The 21373-nt window shown below is 73.7% G+C and carries 12 protein-coding genes and 1 pseudogene; 10 read left to right on the top strand and 3 right to left on the bottom strand.

Annotation, left to right across the window (positions count from 1 at the left end):
• Positions 1-4: 4 nt before the first annotated feature.
• Positions 5-6025: a DNRLRE domain-containing protein gene (locus GA0070606_RS01515; protein ID WP_091094702.1), complete on the bottom strand. Its 6021-nt coding sequence runs from the start codon at positions 6023-6025 to the stop codon at positions 5-7.
• Positions 6026-6324: 299 nt separating this feature from the next.
• On the opposite strand from GA0070606_RS01515, the gene GA0070606_RS01510 reads away from it, so the two are divergent.
• On the top strand, positions 6325-9126 hold the full coding sequence (locus GA0070606_RS01510; protein ID WP_091094701.1) for an AfsR/SARP family transcriptional regulator: 2802 nt from the start codon (positions 6325-6327) through the stop codon (positions 9124-9126).
• 120 nt (positions 9127-9246) lie between these two features.
• Entirely contained in the window at positions 9247-9957 is a 711-nt protein-coding gene (locus GA0070606_RS33090) for a VOC family protein (protein ID WP_245724532.1), read from the top strand.
• Positions 9958-9978: 21 nt separating this feature from the next.
• Here GA0070606_RS33090 and GA0070606_RS01500 read toward each other — a convergent pair.
• A pseudogene (locus GA0070606_RS01500) lies at positions 9979-10171 on the bottom strand (IS5 family transposase); the annotation flags it as partial.
• A gap of 127 nt (positions 10172-10298) precedes the next feature.
• Complete coding sequence (locus tag GA0070606_RS01495) at positions 10299-11342, bottom strand: fatty acid desaturase family protein (protein WP_091094699.1); 1044 nt, start codon at positions 11340-11342, stop codon at positions 10299-10301.
• 691 nt (positions 11343-12033) lie between these two features.
• Here GA0070606_RS01495 and GA0070606_RS01490 point away from each other — a divergent pair.
• From GA0070606_RS01490 to GA0070606_RS01455, 8 genes are all read left to right on the top strand, one after another.
• The gene (locus GA0070606_RS01490; protein ID WP_176737188.1) at positions 12034-13323 is read left to right on the top strand and encodes an MFS transporter; all 1290 of its coding nucleotides are present in this window, start codon (positions 12034-12036) and stop codon (positions 13321-13323) included.
• Positions 13324-13595: 272 nt separating this feature from the next.
• Complete coding sequence (locus GA0070606_RS01485) at positions 13596-14777, top strand: condensation domain-containing protein (protein ID WP_091094697.1); 1182 nt, start codon at positions 13596-13598, stop codon at positions 14775-14777.
• On the top strand, positions 14774-16105 hold the full coding sequence (locus GA0070606_RS01480) for an MFS transporter (RefSeq protein WP_091094696.1): 1332 nt from the start codon (positions 14774-14776) through the stop codon (positions 16103-16105). Before GA0070606_RS01485 ends, GA0070606_RS01480 begins: the two co-directional genes overlap by 4 nt.
• Positions 16098-17189 carry a condensation domain-containing protein gene (locus tag GA0070606_RS01475; protein WP_141721498.1) on the top strand — a complete coding sequence of 364 codons (1092 nt, stop codon included), beginning with the start codon at positions 16098-16100 and terminating at the stop codon, positions 17187-17189. The genes GA0070606_RS01480 and GA0070606_RS01475 overlap by 8 nt, the downstream gene beginning before the upstream one ends.
• Positions 17167-17397 carry a phosphopantetheine-binding protein gene (locus tag GA0070606_RS01470; protein WP_218105928.1) on the top strand — a complete coding sequence of 77 codons (231 nt, stop codon included), beginning with the start codon at positions 17167-17169 and terminating at the stop codon, positions 17395-17397. Before GA0070606_RS01475 ends, GA0070606_RS01470 begins: the two co-directional genes overlap by 23 nt.
• Positions 17394-18602: a cytochrome P450 gene (locus GA0070606_RS01465; protein WP_091094693.1), complete on the top strand. Its 1209-nt coding sequence runs from the start codon at positions 17394-17396 to the stop codon at positions 18600-18602. Before GA0070606_RS01470 ends, GA0070606_RS01465 begins: the two co-directional genes overlap by 4 nt.
• Positions 18599-19900 (top strand): amino acid adenylation domain-containing protein, encoded by a 1302-nt coding sequence (locus GA0070606_RS01460; RefSeq protein WP_091094692.1) that lies wholly within the window; start codon positions 18599-18601, stop codon positions 19898-19900. Before GA0070606_RS01465 ends, GA0070606_RS01460 begins: the two co-directional genes overlap by 4 nt.
• Complete coding sequence (locus GA0070606_RS01455; protein ID WP_091107128.1) at positions 19893-21371, top strand: aminotransferase class V-fold PLP-dependent enzyme; 1479 nt, start codon at positions 19893-19895, stop codon at positions 21369-21371. Before GA0070606_RS01460 ends, GA0070606_RS01455 begins: the two co-directional genes overlap by 8 nt.
• The last annotated feature ends 2 nt before the right edge of the window (positions 21372-21373 follow it).

Genomic DNA, 21373 nt, shown 5'->3' with positions numbered 1-21373 from the left:
GCCGTCACCACCGGCCGCGTGACCACTTCGTGTACGAGTACGCGAAGCAGCCGGCGTAGCCCCAGGCCCGCCACTTGCCCCGGAACGCCTTGCGGTTCTTGATGGTGTCCGTGACGACCCCGCCGAACGCGCCGTAGGCGCACGCCCTGCCGTAGCGCTTGCCGCGGTTCGTCCACTTCTTGGTGAACCGGTAGAACTTCTTCGCGCCCGAGTTGAGCCAGCAGGTGCCGCACCACCGGGCCCGGCCCGAGCCGCCGCTGCGGTTCCAGCACCACTTCCACACGCAGATGCGCTTGCCGTCCAGGTCCAGCTTGTTGGCCGGGTCCGCGCAGGTGTACTCGTAGCGGCCGCAGCTGCCCCCGTAGACGGGGTCGACCTGAAGGAAGCGGCCGGTGGCGGTGTTGTAGAGCCGGACCCCCATCAGCACCAGCCCGGACGGGGCGTCCGCGGCGCGGAGCTTGCCGCCGAGCCAGCCGTACCGGCGCTCGCCGGCACCGTCGGCGGGGACGCCGTACTCGGTGGCCTCACCGGCCGTGGTCAGGCCCGCGTCGTCGCCGTGGATGGTGGCGACCACGTCGCCGTGCAGGTTGGTCAGCTGCCAGTCCACCGTGCCGGCGGCGCTGTGCCAGATCCCGGCCAGCTCCGCCAGCCCGGCCACCGGCCGGGTGTGGTCGGTGGCGTTCTCCTGCGTCCAGGCCGGCGTGTCCTCGTCGCCGTCGTAGTGGTGCACGGCGGTGACCGTCGCGCCGCCCGCCGTGTCGGTCCACGAACGGATCCGCTCGCCGTCCACGTCGAGCCGGTAGTCGGTGCTCCGCCCACCCTGGGTGATCGTGTCCACCAGGTCGGTGACGTGGTAGCCGACGGTGACCGCCCCGCCGGCCGGGTTCCCGGTGTCGACGGCGGGCACGCTCGTCGTACGGCCCAGCGTGTCGTAGGCGTACCCGGTGGTGCTGGCCCGATCCGCGGTGTCGTAGCTCCACGTCCGGGTCGCCGCCGGGCTGGTGGCCTGGCAGCCGCCGTCCTCGGCCGGGCCGTACTCGGTGCTCGACCGGCGGTTGCTGGCCGCGTCGAAGGCGTACGTCCGGGTGGTGCAGGCGTCCTCCGCGACGACCTGGGCCTGGGTGAGCCGGCCGACCTGGTCGTAGCGGTACGACCGGTGCGACAGCGTGTTCACGATCTCCCGGGCCTGGCCGTGGGCGGAGCGGTCCACCGACTCGCGGAACAGGGTGCAGTCGGTGGCCGCGCAGCCCGGCCGGGTGTACGCGAGCGCGACGGGTTCACCGCTCGCGTCGAGCTGCCGGGTCACCTGGACCCCGTTGGGCCAGTTCTCGGCGACCAGCGTGCCGTCCGCGTCGTAGCGGCCGGTGAACAGGCCGGCCTGGCTGTCGTGCACGGAGGTGAGCAGGCCCCGCCGTTCGGTGCCCCCGTCGTAGGTGTGCACCCGCGTACCCCGCCCGTCGGTGCTGGTCGCCACCCGGCCGCGCAGGTCGTACGTGGTGGTCGAGACGTTGCCGTCGGCGTCGGTGTACGACGTCAGCCGGCCCAGCGTGTCGTAGCCGCGCACGATCTCGGCCACGACCGCGCCGCCGCTGACCGACTGGGTCCGCACCAGCAGCCCGGTGGCCGGGTCGTACACCTTGCGTTCGGTCGGCACGCCGGCACCGGAGCCGGCCGCACCGGTCACCGTCGTCTCGTGCTCGCGGCCCGCCCCGTCGTACCCGATGGTGGTGGTCCGCAACACCCCGGCGCTGGTGCGGTCGGTGACCACGCGCGGCTGGTGGAACATGTCGTAGGTGGTCACCGTCGACGGCAGCTCCGGCCCGCCGGCCGGCTGCCCGCCCGGCTGCACCAGGCAGGGCAGGTTCGCCCACTCCGGCCGCAGGTCGCACTCGGCGTGTCCCGATCCGGCGGTGGCCCGGTAGAGGACCGTCCGGCGGGTGGCCGGGGTGTTTGTCGAGGTGCCGCCGGCCGCCGTGGTGCTCGAGGTCTCCACGGCGGTGCCCGGGTCGTAGCTGGTGCGCACGGTGAGGGCCAGCCCACCCGGGTCCGTGGTGGTCGCCGTCGGCTGGCGCAGCGACCAGTCGTAGGCGGTGCCGGTCGTCCGCTTGTCGGTGTCCACCTCCACGCCGGCCGGTCCCCAGTGCCGGACCAGGTCCTCCCGGGTGGTGACCAGGTGGTACGGGCCGCCGGTCGACGGCGCGCCCTGGTCGTAGGTGTTGCGGGTCAGGGTCCGGCCGAGGACGGTGGCGCCGCTGGGAAGCACCACCTCACGGCGTGGGGCGAGGGTGGACAGCAGCCGCTGCCCGTCGTCGGACCAGACCTGTTCGGTGGAGTGGTCCAGGGCGAGGCTGCTCTCCCGCTCCGGGGTGTCGCCGGGCGCGTCGTCCAGCGCCCGGGCCCGGTTGGCGGCGGTCAGCGAACGGGTCACGTTGCCGTGCGCGTCCCGCCAACTGGCGGTGACGTGCCCGCCGGGGGTGGCGGTGTTCACCTCGCGGGCGTTGGCGTCCAGGTAGGTCACCGACGCGCGCTCCCAGTTCGACGGCAGGGCGCCGGTCGCCGGGTCGCCCGAGGGGACCTGGTCGGCGGGGAAGAGCGCCGTGGCGTCGGTCGGCGCCTCGACCTGTCCCCAGCGGGCGGTCTGGGCCGGCGACAGGTCGTACGGGGCGCCGCCGCCGGAGACCGGCACCCGGTAGACGACCGTGTCGGTGGCGGTGCCGGCGGTGAGCGCGGAGCGGCTCACCTGGTGCAGCCGACCGGCGCCGGGGTCACCGGGGACGGTGGTGTAACGGAACCGCCACGGCTCCTGCCCGGGCGGGGTGATCGTGGCGAGCACCCCGTCCGCGTGGTAGCTGTAGGTCTCCCACTGGTGGCGGACGACGCCGCCGTCGGTCCGGTCACGTCGGGGGTCCCACCGGGCCCGCAGCCGGCCGGCGTCGTCGTAGGCGTAGCGGGCCAGCACGACGGTCCGCATGGCCGGGGTGGCCTGGTCGGGGTCCCACGCGGTGAACGCGATCTCCTTGACCCGGCCGAGGTGGTCGCCCCAGGCGTCCTCACCGCCGCCGGTCGCGGTGGTGGCGGTGGCGTAGCGGAACACCAACGCCCGGCAGCCGCGGGTCAGCGTCGCGCAGTTGACCCCGTCTGGCACCGGCGCGAGCATCCGGGTCGGACGCAGCACCTCCCGCCCGTCGACGGTCACCCGCTCCCAGCTCCAGGTGGTGGTCTGGTCGCTGCCCGGAGTGCGGGTGGCGGTGGGCACGTACCGCCCGGCGGCGGAGCCGGTGATCCGGGCGAACGTCACGGCGGTGCCGTCGGTGTCGGTCAGGGTGTACGTGTCGGTGGCGGCGGTGTGGGTCAGCTTCAGCGACTCCATCCCGACCTCGGGGTCGAAGGCGGTGGCGGTGCGCCGCGAGAAGCCGACCGTGTCCCCGTCGGTGGTGCCGACCTGCACGAGCGAGCCGTACACGGTCAGCCCGGTCCAGGCCGCGTCGGCCTCCTCGACGGCGGCGCCGGACACCCAGCCGGGTCCGAACATCGCCGCGGCGTCCGTCTGGGTGGAGCGCCGGCTGTGGTAGGTGCGGTCGACGGTGAGGTCGCTGCCGTAGGCGTCCACCGAGACGTCCGTGTCGGTCACGGAGAGGTCGCCGGTGACGAGGTTGACGGTGCCCGGCCCGATCTCCTCGGTGGCTGCGGCGGCCTGGTCCCGGTCGAAGGTGATCCGGACCGCGCCGGAGGCGCCGGCGGTGCCGCCGACGAAGCTGCCGCGCAGTTGCAGGGGACCGTCGCGGGGGACCGCCTGGTTGTCCGCGCCGGCGAGGGTGGCGGCCACGTCCCAGTTCAGCTTCGGGAACGCCCCGCCGCCGCTGGTCGGCAGCGGCCAGGTCACCGCCGCGCCGCCGGCGGCGACCGTGACGTGGCCGGTGGGGATGTCGACCCACGCGTCGGTGTCGGCGCGCCGCCACTGGTACGTCACGCCGGTGGCCGTGGACCGGCCGACCCCGGTGATCGCGGTCTTCGCCGCGGTGATGTCGCCGGTCCGCGGGCCGGTCACGGCGCCGCCGCCCACCGAGAAGGCGTAGGCGCGCAGGGGTGACCGGTTGCCGGCCCGGTCGCGGGTGCGCACGTAGAGGGTGTGCGGGCCGTCGGCGGCGGGGGTCAGCGACAGGGTCACGTTGGCGCCCGGCGCGGCGGCGTTGACGACCTGGTTCGGCGGGTTGGTGTCCAGCCCGTACTCGTAGGCGGCGACGTCGGCCACCCCGGCGGCGCCGAGGGTGAAGCTGCCGGCGGTGCCGGCGGCCCCGGCCCACTGCCCGGCGGGGTAGGCGGTCGAGGAGACGGTGGGCGACGCCGTCGGGGCGACCGTGTCGACGGTGAACTCGCACCACGGCGACCAGGCGCCGGCCTCGGTGCCGTCACTGCCGCGTACCCGCCACGCGTAGCTGCCGTCCTCGACGAACGCTCCGGCGGGGACGTTTGTCGACAGCCACGAGCCGGACGCGCCCGGCCCCTCGGTCGCCGACCCGATGAGCGCGCCGCCGACGGCGTGCCACTCGAAGGTGGCGTGCACGGAGGACCCTGCGGCGGCGGTGACCTGGGCCCGCAGTTGCGGGGTCAGGCTGGCGATGTACGGCCGGTCGGCGCCGGTGGCGCAGACGGTCGACGGCGCGGTGGCCTGGGTGGTGACCGTGGTCTTCGACTCGTAGGTCAGCGTGACCTTGGGCGGGTTCGCCCCTTCGGCGGAGTGGAACCGCTTCCAGCCGTAGCTGTCGGTCTCGCTGGTGGCGCGCAGACCGATGTTCGAGGTCTGCCAGCGTCCCTCGGCGGTCTTCTGGAAGGCGAGGGTCACCGGCACGCTGACCCAGCCGTCACCGCAGGAGGTGCTGAACCCCTTGGTCGCGGTGGAGGTGCCCGCCTTCGCCAGCCAGGCCGGCTGTGCGGTCCACCGGGCGGTGTTGTTGACCGGGTTGACCTGCCAGGCCTCCCACGATCGGGCGGAGCAGGAGTAGGAGTGGTGGTTCCACAGGCTGAGGGTCGCCGCGGTGACCCGCTTGTCCCACAGCCAGGACAGGTTGTGGAAGCTCAGGAACGACCGGGCCTTGGTGGAGCCGCCGTCGTGGGTACCCAGCTTCAGCTCCGTCGCCGTCGACTGGTCGCTGGTGTAGGTGTTCTGCACGAACGCGTCGAAGTTCGGGCCGAGGCTCTGCGACGGGTCGATGACCACCGGGTAGGTGGTGGCCGGGTCGGCGAGGAACTTCGCGTCGGGGGTCAGCACCACCGCGGAGCTGGCGCCGGTGCCCTCGTGCCGTACGCCGACGGCCGCGCGGCGGGTGCGTTCGCCGGAGGCCGGGTCGACCCGGGAGTCCCACATCAGCGCCGGCAGTTGGCGGGCCCGCGTCGCGGCCGCGCGCGCCGTTCCGGCGCTGCGCCAGGGCATGCGGATCTGCCGGACCTGGGCGGCAGCCTGCCGGTTCTTGACCACGAGCGTCTGCTCGTAGCCGGTGCGGGTCGCCGTCACCACCAGGTCCACCCCGGGACGGACCTCCGGGTAGGTGGCCGTGGCGCCGTCGAGGGTCGGCTCGGGCAGCCGGCCGGACCAGCCGAGGCTCGACCGCTGCCCGCCGGTGCCGAGCTGGATCAGTTCGTGTTCGCCGGTGCCGGCCGGCCCGGACAGCTTCAGCCCGTACGGGTGTGCCGTCGGTGACACCGAGCCGTCCGGGTTGCGCCGCAGGGTGGTGTTCACGTCGACCCAGTCGCCGTCGCCGCCGCGCACGCGTACCGGTCCGGCGCTAATCTCCGCCTCGACCGCGCCGCTGGGCAGCGCCCAGAACTGGGTGGTCCCGGTGGTGCGGCCGCTGATCAGGACCCGCTTGCCGCTGAGCCGCGCGGTGGCCAGCGCCGCCGGCTCGTCCGGCCGTTGCAGCGGCCCGTCGGGCTTGCCGGCCGGCGCCGTCGGTCCCTGCGCCGGCGCGGCCTGCGCCGGCCGGGCCTGCACCGCCGCGCCGAGACCGGCCGCCAGCACGGCGCACATCGCTGACGCGATGACGCGGCCGGCCTGGCCGGGACGCCCGGACCTGACGGCCCAGTCCCATCTTCGTACCTGTCTGTCCACCGTGACCTCCTGGCGGCTGCGTGGATCGGGGGCGGCGTCACGGTAGGGACGGGCGCTTCGAAAACCCTTCGACCGGCAGGCCCGGCCGCCCGTGCCGATAAACGGCCGGGGGCCATCGGATGACTGGTGACGGGCATGCGGGTTACCGGTGCGACGGTGTGGCTCACCGCACCGGAACGGGGACCACCGATCGAGTGCCGGCAATTCATAGTGGAGGCATGGACGACCGGAACCGGGGTCGGCGTTACCACCTGTTGGGGCCGGTGACGGTCCACGACGATGGGGTGCCGGTGCCACTGGGCGGGCCGAAACCCCGCACGATCCTCGCCGCGCTCCTGCTCAACGCCAACCGGGTGGTCCCGGAAGAACAGCTCGTCGCGCTCACCTGGGGCGAGAAGTGGCCGGCGACGGTTCGCGGCCAGGTGCAGGTGTACGTGTCGGGCCTACGCCAGCGGCTGGGCCCGGCGACCATCGTCCGTCGCCCGCCCGGCTACCTGATCACCGTGCGGCCCGGCGAGCTCGACCTGCACGACTTCGACGAGGCGGTGGCCAGCGCCCAGCGGGAGACCGGTGACCCGGCCGCGCGGGCCGACCTGCTGCGCCGGGCCCTGGCCCGGTGGCCCGGGCCGGAGCTGGGCGGCACGACCGAGGCGATGCGCGCGGCCCGGGGCCCCGAGCTGCGGGAACGCCGCCTCGGCGCGGCCGAGGAGTGGTACGACGCCGAGCTTGCCGCCGGCCGGCACGCCGAGGTGGTCGGCCCGCTGTGGCAGGCGGTGCGGGCCGAACCGTTCCGGGAGCGGCTGCACGCCCAGCTGATGCTCGCCCTGCACGGCTGCGGCCGGACCGCGGAGGCGCTGGAGGTCTACGCGGCCGTCCGGGCCCGACTCGCCGACGAACTCGGTGTCGACCCGGGTGTGGTGCTGCGACGAGCGCAGCAGCTGCTGCTGCGCGGGGACGATTCGCAGTCCGCCGCGCCGCCGGTCACCGTGCCCCGGCAGCTCCCCGCCGAGCTGCCGGGCTTCGTGGGCCGCACCAGACAGCTCGCCGACCTGGACGCGGCCGCGCGCCCCGGCTCCGGGGCCCGGATCGTCGTGGTCACCGGCACCGCCGGGGTCGGCAAGACGGCGCTGGCGGTGCGGTGGGCCCACCGGGCGCACGCGCGGTTCCCCGACGGGCAGCTCTACGTGGACCTGCGGGGGTTCGACCCGGGGGGTCCGGCCATGACCGCGGCCGAGGCGGTCCGTGGCCTGCTCGACGCACTGCAGGTGCCGGCCGGGCGGATACCGGTCGGTCTGGACGCGCAGGTGGGCCTCTACCGCAGCCTGCTGGCCGACCGGCGGGTGCTGGTGGTGCTGGACAACGCCCGCGACGCCGACCAGGTACGCCCGGTGCTGCCCGGCGCGGCGTCCTGTTTCACGCTCGTCACCAGCCGGGCCGACCTCGCCGGGCTGGTGGCCGCGCAGGGGGCGGTGCCGGTGCCGCTCGACCTGTTCTCGCCGGCGGAGGCGTGCCAGATGCTGGCCCGGCGGCTCGGCGCGGACCGGGTGCGCCGGGAACCGCGGGCGGTGCAGGACATCATCTCCGCCTCCGCCCGGTTGCCGTTGGCCCTGGCCGTCGTCGCGGCGCGGGCCGCCGGCCGACCCTCGTTCCCGCTGTCGACCCTTGCCGCCGAGCTGCGCGCGCACCACCGCCTCGACCGGTTCGACGGCGGCGGTCCCCGCAGCGACCTGCGTGCCGTGCTTGCCGTGTCCTACCGGACGCTGGACGCCGGCACGGCGCGGGTGTTCCGTCTGCTCGGCCTGCATCCCGGCCCGAACGTCTCGGTGGCCGCCGCGGCGAGCCTGACCGGCCTCGACGAAGGGGCGGCCCGGCGGGCGCTCGTCACACTCACCCGCGCCCACCTGCTCGACGAGCCCTCCCCGGGCCGGTTCGGCATGCACGACCTGCTGCGCGAGTACGCCGCCGAACTGATCGGCAGCGGTGACGGCGAGGGGCGGCGGGCGGCGACGCACCGCATGCTGGACCACTACCTGCACACCGCGCTGGCCGCGGACCGGTTGTTGAACCCCCGGCGGGAGGCGATCGCGCCGGTGCCGCCCCGATCCGGGACGCGCCCCGAGGCGCCGGCGGACGCCCGGGAGGCGATGCGGTGGTTCGGGGCGGAGCACCCCGTGCTCGTCGCGCTCGTCCTGACGACGCCGGCCGGTTTCGACGCACACCGCTGGCAGTTGGCCTGGGCGCTGGTGACCTACTTCGACCGGCAGGGACACTGGGCCGACTACGTCGCGGTGCACCACGCGGCACTCGACGCGACGGAACACGACGCTGGTCCGCTGCCCCGGGCGCACGCCCTGCGCAACCTGGGCCGTGCCTACGGCCTGCTGCGCCGGCTCCCCGAGGCCGACAGCCACCTGCGTCAGGCGTTGGCGCTCTACGACCACCACGGCGACGACGCCGGGGCGGCGCACGTGCACGGCAACCTGTCCTGGGTGGCGGAGCGTGACGGCCGTTTCCGCGACGCGCTGCATCACGCGCGGGAGGCCATGCGGCGGTACGAGCGGCTCGGCGACCGGGTGATGGCCGCCAACGCCCTCAACACGGTGGGCTGGCAGCACGCGCAGTTGGGCGAGCTGGACCAGGCGTTCCGCGACTGTCGGGCGGCGTTGGCGCTGCTGCGGGAGGCGGGCGACCGGTTCGGCGAGGCGGTCACCTGGGACAGCCTCGGTTACATCCACCAGCGGCGGGGCGAGCCGAGGGAGGCGGTGGCCGGTTACCGGCGGGCGCTGGAGCTGTTCCAGGAGGCCGGCGACCTCAACAACGAGGGGCAGACCCTGGCCAAGCTCGCCGCCGCGTACGACCTGACGGGCGAGCCGGCCCTGGCGCGACGGTCCCGGCAGGAGGCGCTGCGCATCTTCGACGGGCTGGGACACCCCGACGCGGGGAAACTGCGCGCCGAACTCGACCGTGGCGGCCGGGCAACGGACGCGGAGCCGGTCCAAGAGCGGGACTGCACGGCGTAATCCGTGCAGGGGGAGGTCATGGGACGCTCGCGCGCCGCAGACCGCGCCTGGGCAGTGGGCTCCAGGTCAGCCCGGGTCAGGATCCCTGGGTGGCGGCTGGCAGCGGCGGGCGCTACAGCCATGGTGCTGTCCCTGGCGAAAGCTACCTGCGGCTACCCGGACATCACCTTCCTTGGGCCAGGCAAGCCGACCGGCTACGCGGACGGCGCGGATGACCCATACCAGGTGTGGATGACGCTTGCTCCGGGAATTTTCGCCGGCGTCACCAACATCGCCGCCGCCAACCGCCACCACGCCCGCGGCGGCGCCCGCCCCCACCACCGGGCCGGTTGCGAGAGTGGATCGTCTGTCAGACCTGTCTGGGAAGCTCCGAGCATGGAGATGACAGTGCAGTTGACGATCGACTGCTCCGATCCGCAGAGAATGGTGGCGTTCTGGGCCCAGGCCCTGGGCTATGTGCCCGAGCCCGCGCCGGACGGGCACGCCACGTGGCGAGCCTACTGGGAGGCGATGGGGGTGCCCGCGGAGGAGTTGCCGACCGGGGCCGGCGACATTCCGGAGTCGATCGTCGATCCGGCGGGTCGCGGACCGCGGTTGTGGTTCCAGCAGGTTCCGGAGCCGAAGACCGCCAAGAACCGGTGGCACTTCGACCTGAAGGTCGGTGGCGGCCGTGACGTCCCGCTGGACGTCCGCGCGCGGCGGGTCAGGGCCGCGGTGGACCAGCTGGTCGAGGCCGGTGCCACCGTGCTGAGGATCAAGGACGAGCCGGACATGGGGCTCTACGCCGCGGCCATGCAGGACCCCGAGGGCAACGAGTTCGACGTCGTCTGAGGGCCGTTGCGATGGCGCTGGTCACAGCCACTCGTTCACGGCTGCGACCAGTACGGTCGCCTCGTAGCGGACGGCGAGCTTGTCGTAGCCCGTGGCGACAGCGCGGTTTCTCTTGAGGCGGTTGATGCCGCACTCGACCGCGTGGCGTTCGCGGTGGTCGGTCGGGTCGAAGCGCGGGCAGCCGGCCGCCGCGGGAGCCGAGCTCCTGGCGGTGGTGGTGAACCCGCCGCTCAAGCGTCCCAGCCCGTGATCACGAGGCTCGGTGAACGGTTTCGGCGTGCGTCGCGAGCGGGTCGACGGCTTCCCGGACCTGCGTCGGAGCGAAGCGACGAGCAGGCGCCTCAGCTCGGGCCGGTGCTGTCGGCCGACCGACCGGAACCGACCGCGTCGAGGTGCGTCAGCGCCTGCGCCCAGGACCGGAGCAGGGTGGTCTCGTGGTAGCTGATGTCGTGCTCGGCGCAGAAGCGACGGACCAGTGGTTGAGCACGGCGCAGGTTGGGGCGCGGCATGCTCGGGAAGAGGTGATGTTCGATCTGGTAGTTGAGGCCGCCGAGCAGGGCGTCGACGAACCATCCGCCGCGCACGTTGCGGGACGTGAGGACCTGGCGTCGCAGGTAGTCGACGCGATCGTCGGCGCCGAGGATCGGCATGCCCTTGTGGTTGGGCGCGAAGGCGCTGCCCAGGTAGAGACCGAGCAAGCCCTGGTTGACGAGGACGAACGCGACAGCCTGCACCGGGCTCAGGACGAGCACCACGGCCCCCAGGTATCCGGCAGTGTGCAGGGCCAGCAGCGCGGCCTCCGCTGGGCGTCGCTTGATCCCGCCCCGGCCGAGGACCGCCCGGACGCTGTTGGCGTGCAGGTGCAGGCCCTCCAGCAGCAGTAGCGGGAAGAACAGGTACGCCTGATACCGGACCACCAGCGCGCCGAGCCCACGCTGCTGTCGCGCCTGCCTCGCGGTGAACGACAGCGGCCTGACGACGATGTCCGGGTCCCGGCCCTCGGTGTTCGGATGGGCGTGGTGGCGGTTGTGCTTGTCCACCCACCAGCCGTAGCTGATGCCGAGCAGGAGGTTGCCGTGGATGAGGCCGACCAGGTCGTTCGCGCGGCGGGAGCGGAAGATCTGACGGTGGCCGGCGTCGTGACCGATGAATCCGGCCTGCGCGAAGACCACCGCCAGGACCGCCGCGACGCCGAGCTGCCACCACGACTCACCGAGCCATCCGAACAGCGTCCACGTGCCGACGTAGCATGCGCCGAGGGCGCCGATGCGCAGCGCGTAGTAGCCACGGCGCCGATCGAGCAGGCCCGCTCCCCGGATCTGACGTGACAGAACCGCGTACTCACTGCCGCCGTGGCGTTCGGTGTCCAGGATTGCGTCGCTCATGGTCACTGCTCCGTACACGTGGCGTCCTCGGCCTGTCGGTGATGGCTGCCCGATCGCGGGGCGGTGCTCCCGTCCTCACCGCGCAGCGGCTGCCGACGACACCGTTCGCTTGTCCCGCCCGGCCGCGTCGCCGGGCACCGGTGCCCCGCCTGTGCCCGCATCGGCGAAAGCGCTGTCCCGCACGGCAGAAAGATCGCGGGCCGTCGCGTCACCTCCGGCGCGGCGGCGGGCACGTACGACGGCCGCTCCCGCCAGTAGCGCTGCCAGCGATATCGCTACCGCCTGCAGCAGCGGCGCCCTCCTGTTACGTCGACGCGTCATGCCGCACTTCCCCTCTCAGTTCCGAGTCCGACCTTGTTCTCATCGTGGAGACAGCACAGCGGCGGTGAGGCCGATTCGGCGCATTCGACACGGTCGGGTCACGGGGGTGTGGTGCCGCGAGAGCACGCGTCGATCGGGGCACGACGCGGCGTGGGCTCGCGCTGGCGGCACCGGCGCCCGATGGGTCGGCCCCCGGACCGGTAGTCCCCAGGATGTCCCTCCGGCGCCCGCCCCGCCGGCCGTGCGAGCCGGCTCGAACGGTTCCGAACGGCCCCGAACGCCTGGCCGCGGCCCCGACGGCGCCGGCACGGATACGTTCTGGACCCAGTGCTCCGAGGGCAGCCGGCGGTGGGAGGGGACGGGGGGCGAAGTGACCGAGCGCGCCGCGACGTACGCCGAGGTCTTCGCGGTGCGCGAGTACCGCTACCTGTTCGCGGCGTACCTGCTCTCCCTGGCGGGTGACCAGCTCACGGCCGTGACCGTGGCGTACCTCGTCTACACCGGTACCGGCTCGGCCGCGCTGGCCGCAGCCGCCTACGCCAGTTCGTACCTCGCCTGGCTCACGGGCGGGCCGCTGCTGTCCGGCCTCGCCGACCGGTTCCCCCGGCGGCGGGTCCTGGTGGCGTGCGACCTCGCCCGCGCGGCGCTCGTCCCGGCGGCGGCGCTGCCGGACCTGCCCGCGCCCGCCCTGGTGGGGCTGCTCCTCGTGGTCAACCTGATGCGACCGCCGTTCGTGGCCGCGCGGGCGGCGTTGATGCCCGAAGTGCTCGACGGTGACCGTTACGCGGTGGCCAACGGCGTGGACAACATTTCCGCCCAGGTCGTGCAGGTGCTCGGCTTCGCCGTCGGGGGGAGCCTGGTGGCGCTGCTGTCGCTGCGCGGGGCGCTGCTGGTGGACGCCGGCACGTTCCTCGTCTCCGCCCTTCTGATCATGATCGGTGTTCGTTCCCGCCCCGCGCCCCGGCCGCCGCGGGGCCCGGCCCGTCACGGCGGGGCGGCCGGCCTACGGGTGGTCTTCGCCGACTACAGGCTGCGCGCCTACGTCCTCGTCCTGTGGACCGCCAGCGCCTTCACCTACGCCGCCGAAGGGCTGATGGCGCCACTGGCCCGACAGTACGGCGGCGGTGCCGGCACCGTCGGGCTGTTGCTGGCGGCGGCGCCGACGGGGATGGCCCTGGGCGGGATCGCCCTCACCCGGCTCTGCCCGCCGGCGGCCCGGCCACGACTGATCCTGCCCCTGGCCGCGTTCTCCGCCGGGGTTCTGGCGGTGACCTGGCTCGTTCCTCCACTGTGGCTGGTCCTCGCGCTGTTGGTGCTGGCGGGCGCCGCGAGCGCCTTCGCCATCCCGCTGAACGCGTTGTTCGGTCGGGCCGTGCCGACGCAGTACCGGGGACGCGCGTTCGGGGTGGCCATCACCGGTCTGAGCGGCCTGCAGGGAACGGCGATGGTCATGGCGGGTCTGGCCGCGGACCGGTGGCCGGCCACCACGGTGATCGGGTTCAGCGGGCTGTCGGGCGCGGTGGCGGTCCTCGCGCTCGCACCGCTGTGGCCACGGCGGTCCGTCGCCACGTCGGCGGCGTTCGAGCTTCCGGCCGAACAAGGCCGAACGACCTCGACCACGCAGAGCACTACCGCCGAGGCGGGCGGCGGTCGACGCTGAGGTCACGGGCGGGCACGGGGCCGCCCCGACGGGAGAGGAGAAGCGCATGCGCAGCGTCCGCAAGCGTGGCGTCAGCTGGACCTGACCCTGACGTTCCATCACGTCGGCGACGCGCCTCCGGATCCGACCGCACTTCCGGAGAGGGAAGCCGACCGCTCTCGGGAGAGGAGGTGCGGGCGATGCGTAAGGACGACTGCACTGCCTGAGATCCGTGAACCACGGTGGGTGGTCACCCGAGGTGACCACCCACCCCCTCGAAAGCTGGAGGAGTCATGCACGGTCAGGGTGGCTACCCGCTCACCATGGGTCAGCGCTCCATGTGGCGAGCCCTCTCGGTGCGCCCTCCGGAGCAGTTGTGGGAGTCCAACCAGGATCTGGTCTGGTCGTTGCCAGCCGGAACCGCCGCGGAGCAGGTACGCCAGGCGCTCACCGCGCTGGCCGCGCGACACGAGTCGTTGCGCACCGTCTACCGGCCGGCGGACGAGCCCGACGCGGTGCGGCAGGTGGTCCTGCGCGACCCGCCCGTACGGTTCACCGAGGCGTCCGTACGGGAGCCGTTCGACCTGGCCGCCCAGCCGGCGTGGCGAGCCTGGCTGCACAGTCCCGACGACGGTGGATCGCCGCAGCTCCGTCTGGTGATCCACCACCTCGCGGCCGACGGCGCGGCCGTGCGGATCCTGGAGTCCGACCTGCGTGCCCTGCTGCGCGGTGACCGTCTCGCCGACGCCCCCACGCCCCGCAAGGTGGCCGAACGCCAACGCGCCGACGAATTCCGGGCCAGGCTGATCGCGGCCGGCGAGTATCGTCGGCGGACCATCGCCGCCGCGCCGCGGGTTCCGGTGTCCCGGGGCTCCCTGGTGCGGGCTCGCGCTCACACCGGCATTCCGTACGGCGTGGTTCGCGACGCGGCGCGACGCCTGCGGATCACCGTGCCCACCCTGCTGCTCACGGTCTACGCGCAGGCGCTGGCCGCGACCACGGGCCGGACGGACCAGCTGCTGTGGCAGCTGGCCTCGAACCGGCTGGACCCCACGGTGCGGCGCCTGGTGTCGTCGATGACGCAGTGGGTGCCCATGCTCGCCGCCTGCGACCCCGACGGGCCGCTGCCCCCGATGGCCCGCGGCGTCAACGTCGCGGCGCTGCGCGCCATGCAGCACGGCGTGTACGACCCGTTCGCCGTCGCGCCCATGGACTTCGACCACGGCAGCTTCTTCACCTTCATCCCGGCCCCGGCCGACGCCGATCCCGAGCCGTCCGAGGTGGCGCCCCGGCGTGTCGAGTTTCTCCCGCCCCGCGCCTACAGCGGGGCCAGCTTCTACCTGATGGCCTGGGTGCACCCCTGCGTGCAGTTCACCCTGCGGGTGATGCGCGGCGGGTACGGACGCGCCGAGGTGGAACGCTTCCTGACCACCATGACCGACCTCCTGCTGCGGGCGGTCGAGGAACCGGCATGAGCGACAGCCTGTGGCGACACCGTGACTTCATGGTGCTGTGGTCGGGTCGGACCCTCAGCGAGGTCGGCGACGCCGTCTCGATGCTGGCCATTCCGCTGCTGGCCGTCACCGTGCTGGACGCCTCCGCCGTCGAGGTCGGCGTCCTCGCCGCCACCCGGATGGTCGCCTACCTGTTTCTCTCCCTGCCCGCCGGGGTGTGGGTGGACCGGATGCGCAAACGCCGGGTCATGGTGGTCTGTCACCTCGCGCGGGCCGGGCTGGTGGCCACCGTCGCCGTCGGCGCGTGGGCCGGCTGGGTCACGATGGCGCAGCTGTGGATCGTGGCGCTGCTCTCCAGCGTCTGCACCGTGCTCTACGAGACCGCGCATCAGAGCTTCCTGCCGTCGGTCGTCGCCGGCGACCAACTGCTCGACGCCAACGGCAAGCTGACGACCACCTACTCGGTCTCGCGGATCGCCGGTTACGGCGTGGGCGGCGCGCTGGTGTCGGCGCTGGGTGTGGCGCGTACCGTGGGCGTCGACGCGCTCGCCTACGTGGTCAACGCCCTGTCCCTCCTGCTGCTCCGCCGCCCGGAGCAGCCGCCGGCCGTGGCGCGGGGTCGGAACTTCCGCCGCGAGCTGGGTGCGGGACTCTCCTTCGTGTTCCGCCACCCGATCATGCCCCGACTGGTGGCGGCCTCGGCGTCGCTCAACCTCTTCAGCCAGATGATCTTCGCGCTGGCGGTCCTGTACCTGGTGCGCGACCTGCGCCTCAGCGAGCACATGGTCGGTGTGGTGCTGGCGCTGACCACGCTGGGCGGGATCGGCGGCGGCCTGGTCTCCGCGCGGCTGGCGCGCCTGGTGGGCACGGCCCGGATCATCTGGATCGCTCCGCTGGGGCTCGGCTGGACGGTGCTGCTCGTACCGGCCGCGCAGCCGGGCTGGGGCCCGATCGCCTACACGGCCGGCATGGCGGGGCTGGGCGCGGTGTTCGCCATCTACAACGCTGCGGCCATCAGCTACCGGCAGCGGGTCTGCCCGCCGGACCTGCTGGGCAGGATGACCGCGTCGGTCCGGTGGGTGATCTTCGGGGTGATGCCCGTCGGCGCCCTGACCGGCGGCCTGCTCGGCAGCTGGCTGGGGGTGCGGCCGACGCTGTGGGTCGCCGCCGCCGGAGTGTGGGCATCCGGCCTGCTGCTCTACCTCTCGCCGCTGCGGCGGTGGCGCGACCTGCCCGACGAAGCCGTCGCGCCAGACGGCGGGCAGCCGCCGACGAGACTCCCGGCGCCGCACGGGCGGTCGCCGGTCGATCCGGCCGGAAAGGCCATGGGAGGTGTACGAGGTGGATGACCAGCCGTACGCGCAGCACATCCTGTCCTGGGCGGGCGGTCCGGCGGACACCGAACGGTTCGTCGCGCTGGGCGGGGCCCGGCTGCCCGCCGAGCCCGACCCGGCCGCCCTGCGACGAGCCCTGGACGCGGTCGTGGCCCGGCACCCCGTCCTCGGTCAGGGGCCGGTCCCGCTGCGCACGGTCGACGACGTGTGGGCGGCGGCCGCCGCCGGCCGGTACCCGCCCGACGCGCGGTGCCTGCTCTGGGCGTACCTGGCCGGTCGCGAGCTGCTGCTGGTTGCGCACCACACCGTGTCCGACCCGTGGTCGATGCGGCTGCTGCTGAGCGAGGTGCTGAAACCGCCGACCGGTCCGGCCCCCGCCTACCACGGCAGCGCGTCCGCCCCTGCGCCCGGCCGGGTGGACCGGTCGCTGCCGTACTGGCGCCGGGTGCTCGCAGACGTGCCGACCCTGGCCCCGGGCCAGGGCGGCGACACCGGCACGGCCGAGATCAGGACGCCGAGCGGCATCACCCGGCAGCAGGCGGCAACGGTCGCCCGGGCCGTGCGCAGCACACCGTTCGTCGTCCTGCTCACCGCGTTCGCGCGGGCCCTCGGCCCGCTGTGCCCGGGCGAGGCGGTCGTCCCGGTGCTGACCCACGGCCGGCAGCGGTCCGACTGGGACACCGTGGGGCTCTACATGAACGTGCTGCCGGTGCGGCTCGGCACGCCGACGGTGGGTGCCGTGCACCGCGCGTTCGCCGAGGCGTACGCGCACGAAATTCCGTTTCCGGCGCTGCTGGACGAGGTGCCGCAGGCCGACGCGCTGTTCGCCCACGGCGGACCGGCTCTGGCCCAGTTCGAGGTCATCCAGGTGCCCGAGAACGCCGGGATCGAGCCGCTGACGATCCCTGCCGGGCTCGGCCTGGGCGGGCCGGTGCTGCCCGTCAACGGGCTGGCGTTCTGGCTCGAACCGGGCGCCGGCGGCGGCTACACCGCCTGCCTGCGGTACCGCCGCTCGTACGGGGAGGCCGCGATGCGGGCCCTGACCCGGCGATTCATCGACAGTTGGGAGGATGTCCGTGCCGACGCGAAGCGAGCTTGAGTCGATGCTGACCCGGCTCTGGAGCGAGAAGCTCAACGTCACACCGGTGGGTGTCGAGGACGACTTCTTCGCCCTCGGCGGCGACTCGCTGCTCGCCGCCGACCTGCTGATGGACCTCTACGAGCAGTTCGGCGTCGAGGTGGACGCCGCGGTGCTGTTCCTCAAGCCGACCATCGCCGAGCTGGTCGACGAGGTGTTGGCCGCATGAGAACCCCGCCGTGCCTCCACACCCGGCCCCCGGGCAGGACCGACCTCGCCGACCCCGCCCTGCACGCTGCGGGCGACCCGCACGCCGCGTGGCGGACGCTGCGCCGGTGGGATCCCGTCGGCTGGCAGCCGGTCGAGGGCAGGTCGGGTTTCTGGGCGGTCACCCGCTACACCGACGCCCGGACCGTCCTGACCGACCACGCCAGGTTCACCTCCACCGGCGGGGTGATGCTCACCATGCTCGGCCGCCCGGAGCCGGCGCGGAACCAGCAGTTCGCGGCGACCGACCCGCCACGGCACGGCCTCGTCCGAGGCCCGCTGCAACGCCAGATGACCGCGCGCGCGGTGGCCCGGCACGCGCCGGCCATCCGCTCCTTCGTGCGGCAGATGCTCCGTCCCGCCGACGGAGTGCTGGACTTCGCCGAACTCACCTCCGCCCTGCCGCTGGCCTTCCTGGGGCCCCTGATGGGCATCCCGGCCGCGGACTGGCCCGCCCTGTCCCGATGGGTGTCCATGTCGGTGGCCGAGCACGACCCGGACGTCGCGCTGCCCGACGGCCCGTCCGCGACCCTCGACCGTGGCCACCGGGAACTGTTCGCGTACCTGGTCAACCTCGTGCTCGAGCACCGCCGGCGTCCACGCGGCGACCTGGTGGACCTGCTGGCGGCCATGCCGCTGCGCCCCGGGGCCGTCGTGGCCAACTGCTACAGCCTGCTCCTCGGTGGCAGCGCCGCCATCCCGCACGTGCCCCGCGCGGCCCTGACCGAGCTGATCCGCACCGACCACTACGCGCACTGGGCCCGGCGACCCGAGCGGGTCGGCGGCGTGGTGGAGGAGGCGCTGAGGTTCACCTCCCCGGCCGGGCACTTCATGCGCCTGGCGACGCGGGACACCACCGTCGGCGGCGTACGCGTCGCGGCGGGCGACGCGGTGGTGGTGTGGCTCGGATCGGCGAACCGCGACGAGAACGTCTTCGCCAACCCCGACACGCTGGACCCGGACCGCCACCCGAACCGGCACCTCGCCTTCGGCGACGGGCGGCACTACTGCCTGGGGGCGGCCGTCGCCAGGCTGACGTTGCGTGTCTTCTTCGAGGAACTCTTCGCCACCTTCGCGTCCTTCGAACCGGCCGGCGAGGCCGAGCGCGTGCGGTCGAACTGGCTGGGCGGGATCAAGCGGATGCCGGTCGTGGCCGGACGACGATGATCACCGAGGCGCTGGCCACCCAGCTGCGCTCCCGCCGGGAGACGCCGGCCGTGGTCGATCCCGAGCAGGCCCTGACGTACGCGGACCTGGACGGATTGTCCGCAGCGGTCGCCGTCCACCTCCAGCGGCGGGCAGTGGCCATCGGAGAGCCTGTGGTCGTGCACACCCGGCTGTCGTGCTGGGCCGTCGTGGCCATGCTCGGCGTGCTTCGGGCGGGAGCACGCTACGTCCCCGTCGACGCGGCCTTCCCCGCGACCCGCCGTGAGCTGATGACAGCGGGCAGCGGCGCCCGTGTGACGCTCACCGAGAAGCTGCTGGCGTCGCTGCGCCCGGCCCGCTGCGGCTGGCGGGACGGGCCCGACGCGTACACCCTCTTCACCAGCGGCTCGACCGGCCAGCCGAAGGCGGTGACGGTGTCGCGGGCGGCACTGAGCTACTCGACCGACGCCCGGCTGGAATACTACGGCGTCCCGCCGCAGCGGTTCCTGCTGTGCTCGTCCATCTCGTTCGACAGTTCCGTGGCGGGCATCTACTGGACGCTGTGCACGGGAGGCACGCTGGTCATCCCGAGCGACCGGCCGTTCGACGTGCGGGCGCTGGTCCGGGCCGGCGCCGCGCACCGGCCCACCCACACGCTGATGGTGCCGTCCCTGTACCGGCTGGTGCTGCGCTCGCCGGTGCCCAGCCTGACCACCGTGATCGTGGCGGGGGAGAGCTGCCCGCCCGGCCTGGTCGACCTGCACCACGAGCGGATGCCCCACGCGGCGCTCTACAACGAGTACGGCCCCACCGAGTGCACCGTCTGGAGCACCGTGCACAGGTGCGCGGCGGGCGAGGACCCGGTGCCCATCGGCCGCCCGATCCCCGGCACGACGATCTCGATCGACGACGGCGAGCTGTGCATCTCCTCGCCCGGAGTGGTCACCGCAGGTCCGGTCTACCGCACCGGCGACCGGGTCAGCCTGGGCGCCGACGGCCTGCTCCGCTACCACGGACGCGTCGACGAGCAGCTCAAGATCGGCGGCATGCGCGTCGAACCGGCCGAGATCGAGCATGCCCTCATGTCCCACCCGGCGGTGCTCCTCGCCGCCGTCGCCGTCCCCTACCAGGGTGTCGCGTACGTGGTCTGCGCCGAACCGGTGGATCAGAGGACACTGCGCGCACACCTGCTCGACCGGCTGCCCGCCGTGGCCGTGCCCACCGTCTTCGAGCGGGTGGACCGGCTGCCCACCCTGCCCAACGGCAAACTCGACCGGCGTGCCCTGGGCCGGTCCGACCGCAACCGACCTGATGGCTGAGGGCCACGCGTCCGCGGCCGGCGTGCGCCTCGCCGCTGCCGCCGGGTACGCGAGCACCGCCCGGATCGACCACCTGCGCGCCACCGAGTATCGGCACCTCGACCGCGACGGTCGTGTCTACCTCGACTACACGGGTGCCGGGGTGGCCGCGCGGGCACAGATCGTCGCCCACCACGACCGGTTGCTCGCCGGCCCGTACAGCAATCCACACTCGGAGAACCCCACCTCCGAGGCGACCGGCACACTGGTCGCCTCGGCCCGCCGCGCGGTGCTCGACTTCTTCCGTGCCGACCCGGCCGAGTACGTGGTCGTCTTCACCCCGAACGCCAGTGGCGCCTGCCGCCTGGTGGGCGAGGCGTACGACTTCGGCCGCGACCGCCCGCTCGTGCTGACCTGGGACAACCACAACTCCGTCAACGGCATCCGGGAGTACGCGCGCGCGGCCCGCGCCCCGGTCCGCTACGTGCCGCTGGCCGGCCCCGACCTGCGCGTGGCCGAATCCGACCTGATCGCCGCGTTGACCGCCAGCCGACGTGGGCCAACCGGCCGCCCCCGGTGGCGCGGGTCCGGCCCCGCGGGGCTTCTCGCCTATCCGGCACAGAGCAACTTCACCGGCGTGCAGCATCCGCTGGAGTGGGTGGACCTGGCCCGCCGGCACGGGTACGACGTGCTGCTCGACGCCGCCGCCTTCGCCCCGACGAACCGGCTGGACGTGGGCACCGTGCGGCCGGACTTCGTCTGCCTGAGCTTCTACAAGCTCTTCGGCTATCCCACGGGGGTGGGGGCGCTGCTCGCCCGGCGCGACGCGCTGGCCCGGCTGCGCCGCCCCTGGTTCGCCGGCGGCACCATCCGGGCGGTCAGCGTCCAGGGCGACTGGCACCAGCCGATGGCTGACGAGTCGGGGTTCGAGGACGGCACGCTCAACTTCCTCAGCCTTCCCGACGTGGAGTTCGGGCTGCGCTGGCTCGACTCGATCGGCGTCGACCTCGTCCACACCCGGGTCGGCCTGCTCACCGGGTGGCTGCTGGAGCAGTTGACCGCGCTGCGGCACCGCAACGGCCGGCCACTCGTCGGTGTCTACGGGCCCGCGACGGGCGACGCCCGGGGTGGCACCGTGGCGTTCAACTTCCGCTACCCGGACGGTTCGCTCGTCGACGAGCGGCTCGTCGCGTTCGAGTCGTCGGCGGCCGGCTTCGCCCTGCGTACGGGCTGCTTCTGCAACCCGGGCGCGGCCGAGGCCGCCTTCGGGATCAGCCGGCGCTCCCTGCGCCGCACGGATCTCGCCCACGCCGGGACGATCGACCAGCATCTCGCCGCACTGGGGCTGCCGACCGGCGGGGCGGTACGCGTCTCCTTCGGCCTGGCCTCGACCGCGGCCGACGCGGAGCGCTTCCTGACCTTCGCCGAGTCGACCTACCTGGACCGCGACGGCCCCGCCGACGTTCGGCTGCCTCCACGGATACGTTGCTGAGC

Origin of the sequence: Micromonospora citrea (assembly GCF_900090315.1) — a bacterium.
GTDB classification, from domain to species: domain Bacteria; phylum Actinomycetota; class Actinomycetes; order Mycobacteriales; family Micromonosporaceae; genus Micromonospora; species Micromonospora citrea.
The sequence above is the reverse complement of the archived record's forward strand: the minus strand, read 5'-3'. Positions and strand labels throughout refer to the sequence as shown.

Bases quoted from the DNA above. Each gene is read 5' to 3' on its own strand.
- GA0070606_RS01480 (WP_091094696.1), top strand. From the start codon at position 14,774: ATGAGCGACAGCCTGTGGCGACACCGTGACTTCATGGTGCTGTGGTCG.
- GA0070606_RS01460 (WP_091094692.1), top strand. From the start codon at position 18,599: ATGATCACCGAGGCGCTGGCCACCCAGCTGCGCTCCCGCCGGGAGACG.
- GA0070606_RS01495 (WP_091094699.1), bottom strand. From the start codon at position 11,342: ATGAGCGACGCAATCCTGGACACCGAACGCCACGGCGGCAGTGAGTAC.
- GA0070606_RS01465 (WP_091094693.1), top strand. From the start codon at position 17,394: ATGAGAACCCCGCCGTGCCTCCACACCCGGCCCCCGGGCAGGACCGAC.
- GA0070606_RS01510 (WP_091094701.1), top strand. From the start codon at position 6,325: ATGGACGACCGGAACCGGGGTCGGCGTTACCACCTGTTGGGGCCGGTG.
- GA0070606_RS01455 (WP_091107128.1), top strand. From the start codon at position 19,893: ATGGCTGAGGGCCACGCGTCCGCGGCCGGCGTGCGCCTCGCCGCTGCC.
- GA0070606_RS33090 (WP_245724532.1), top strand. From the start codon at position 9,247: ATGGTGCTGTCCCTGGCGAAAGCTACCTGCGGCTACCCGGACATCACC.
- GA0070606_RS01515 (WP_091094702.1), bottom strand. From the start codon at position 6,025: ATGTGCGCCGTGCTGGCGGCCGGTCTCGGCGCGGCGGTGCAGGCCCGG.
- GA0070606_RS01485 (WP_091094697.1), top strand. From the start codon at position 13,596: ATGCACGGTCAGGGTGGCTACCCGCTCACCATGGGTCAGCGCTCCATG.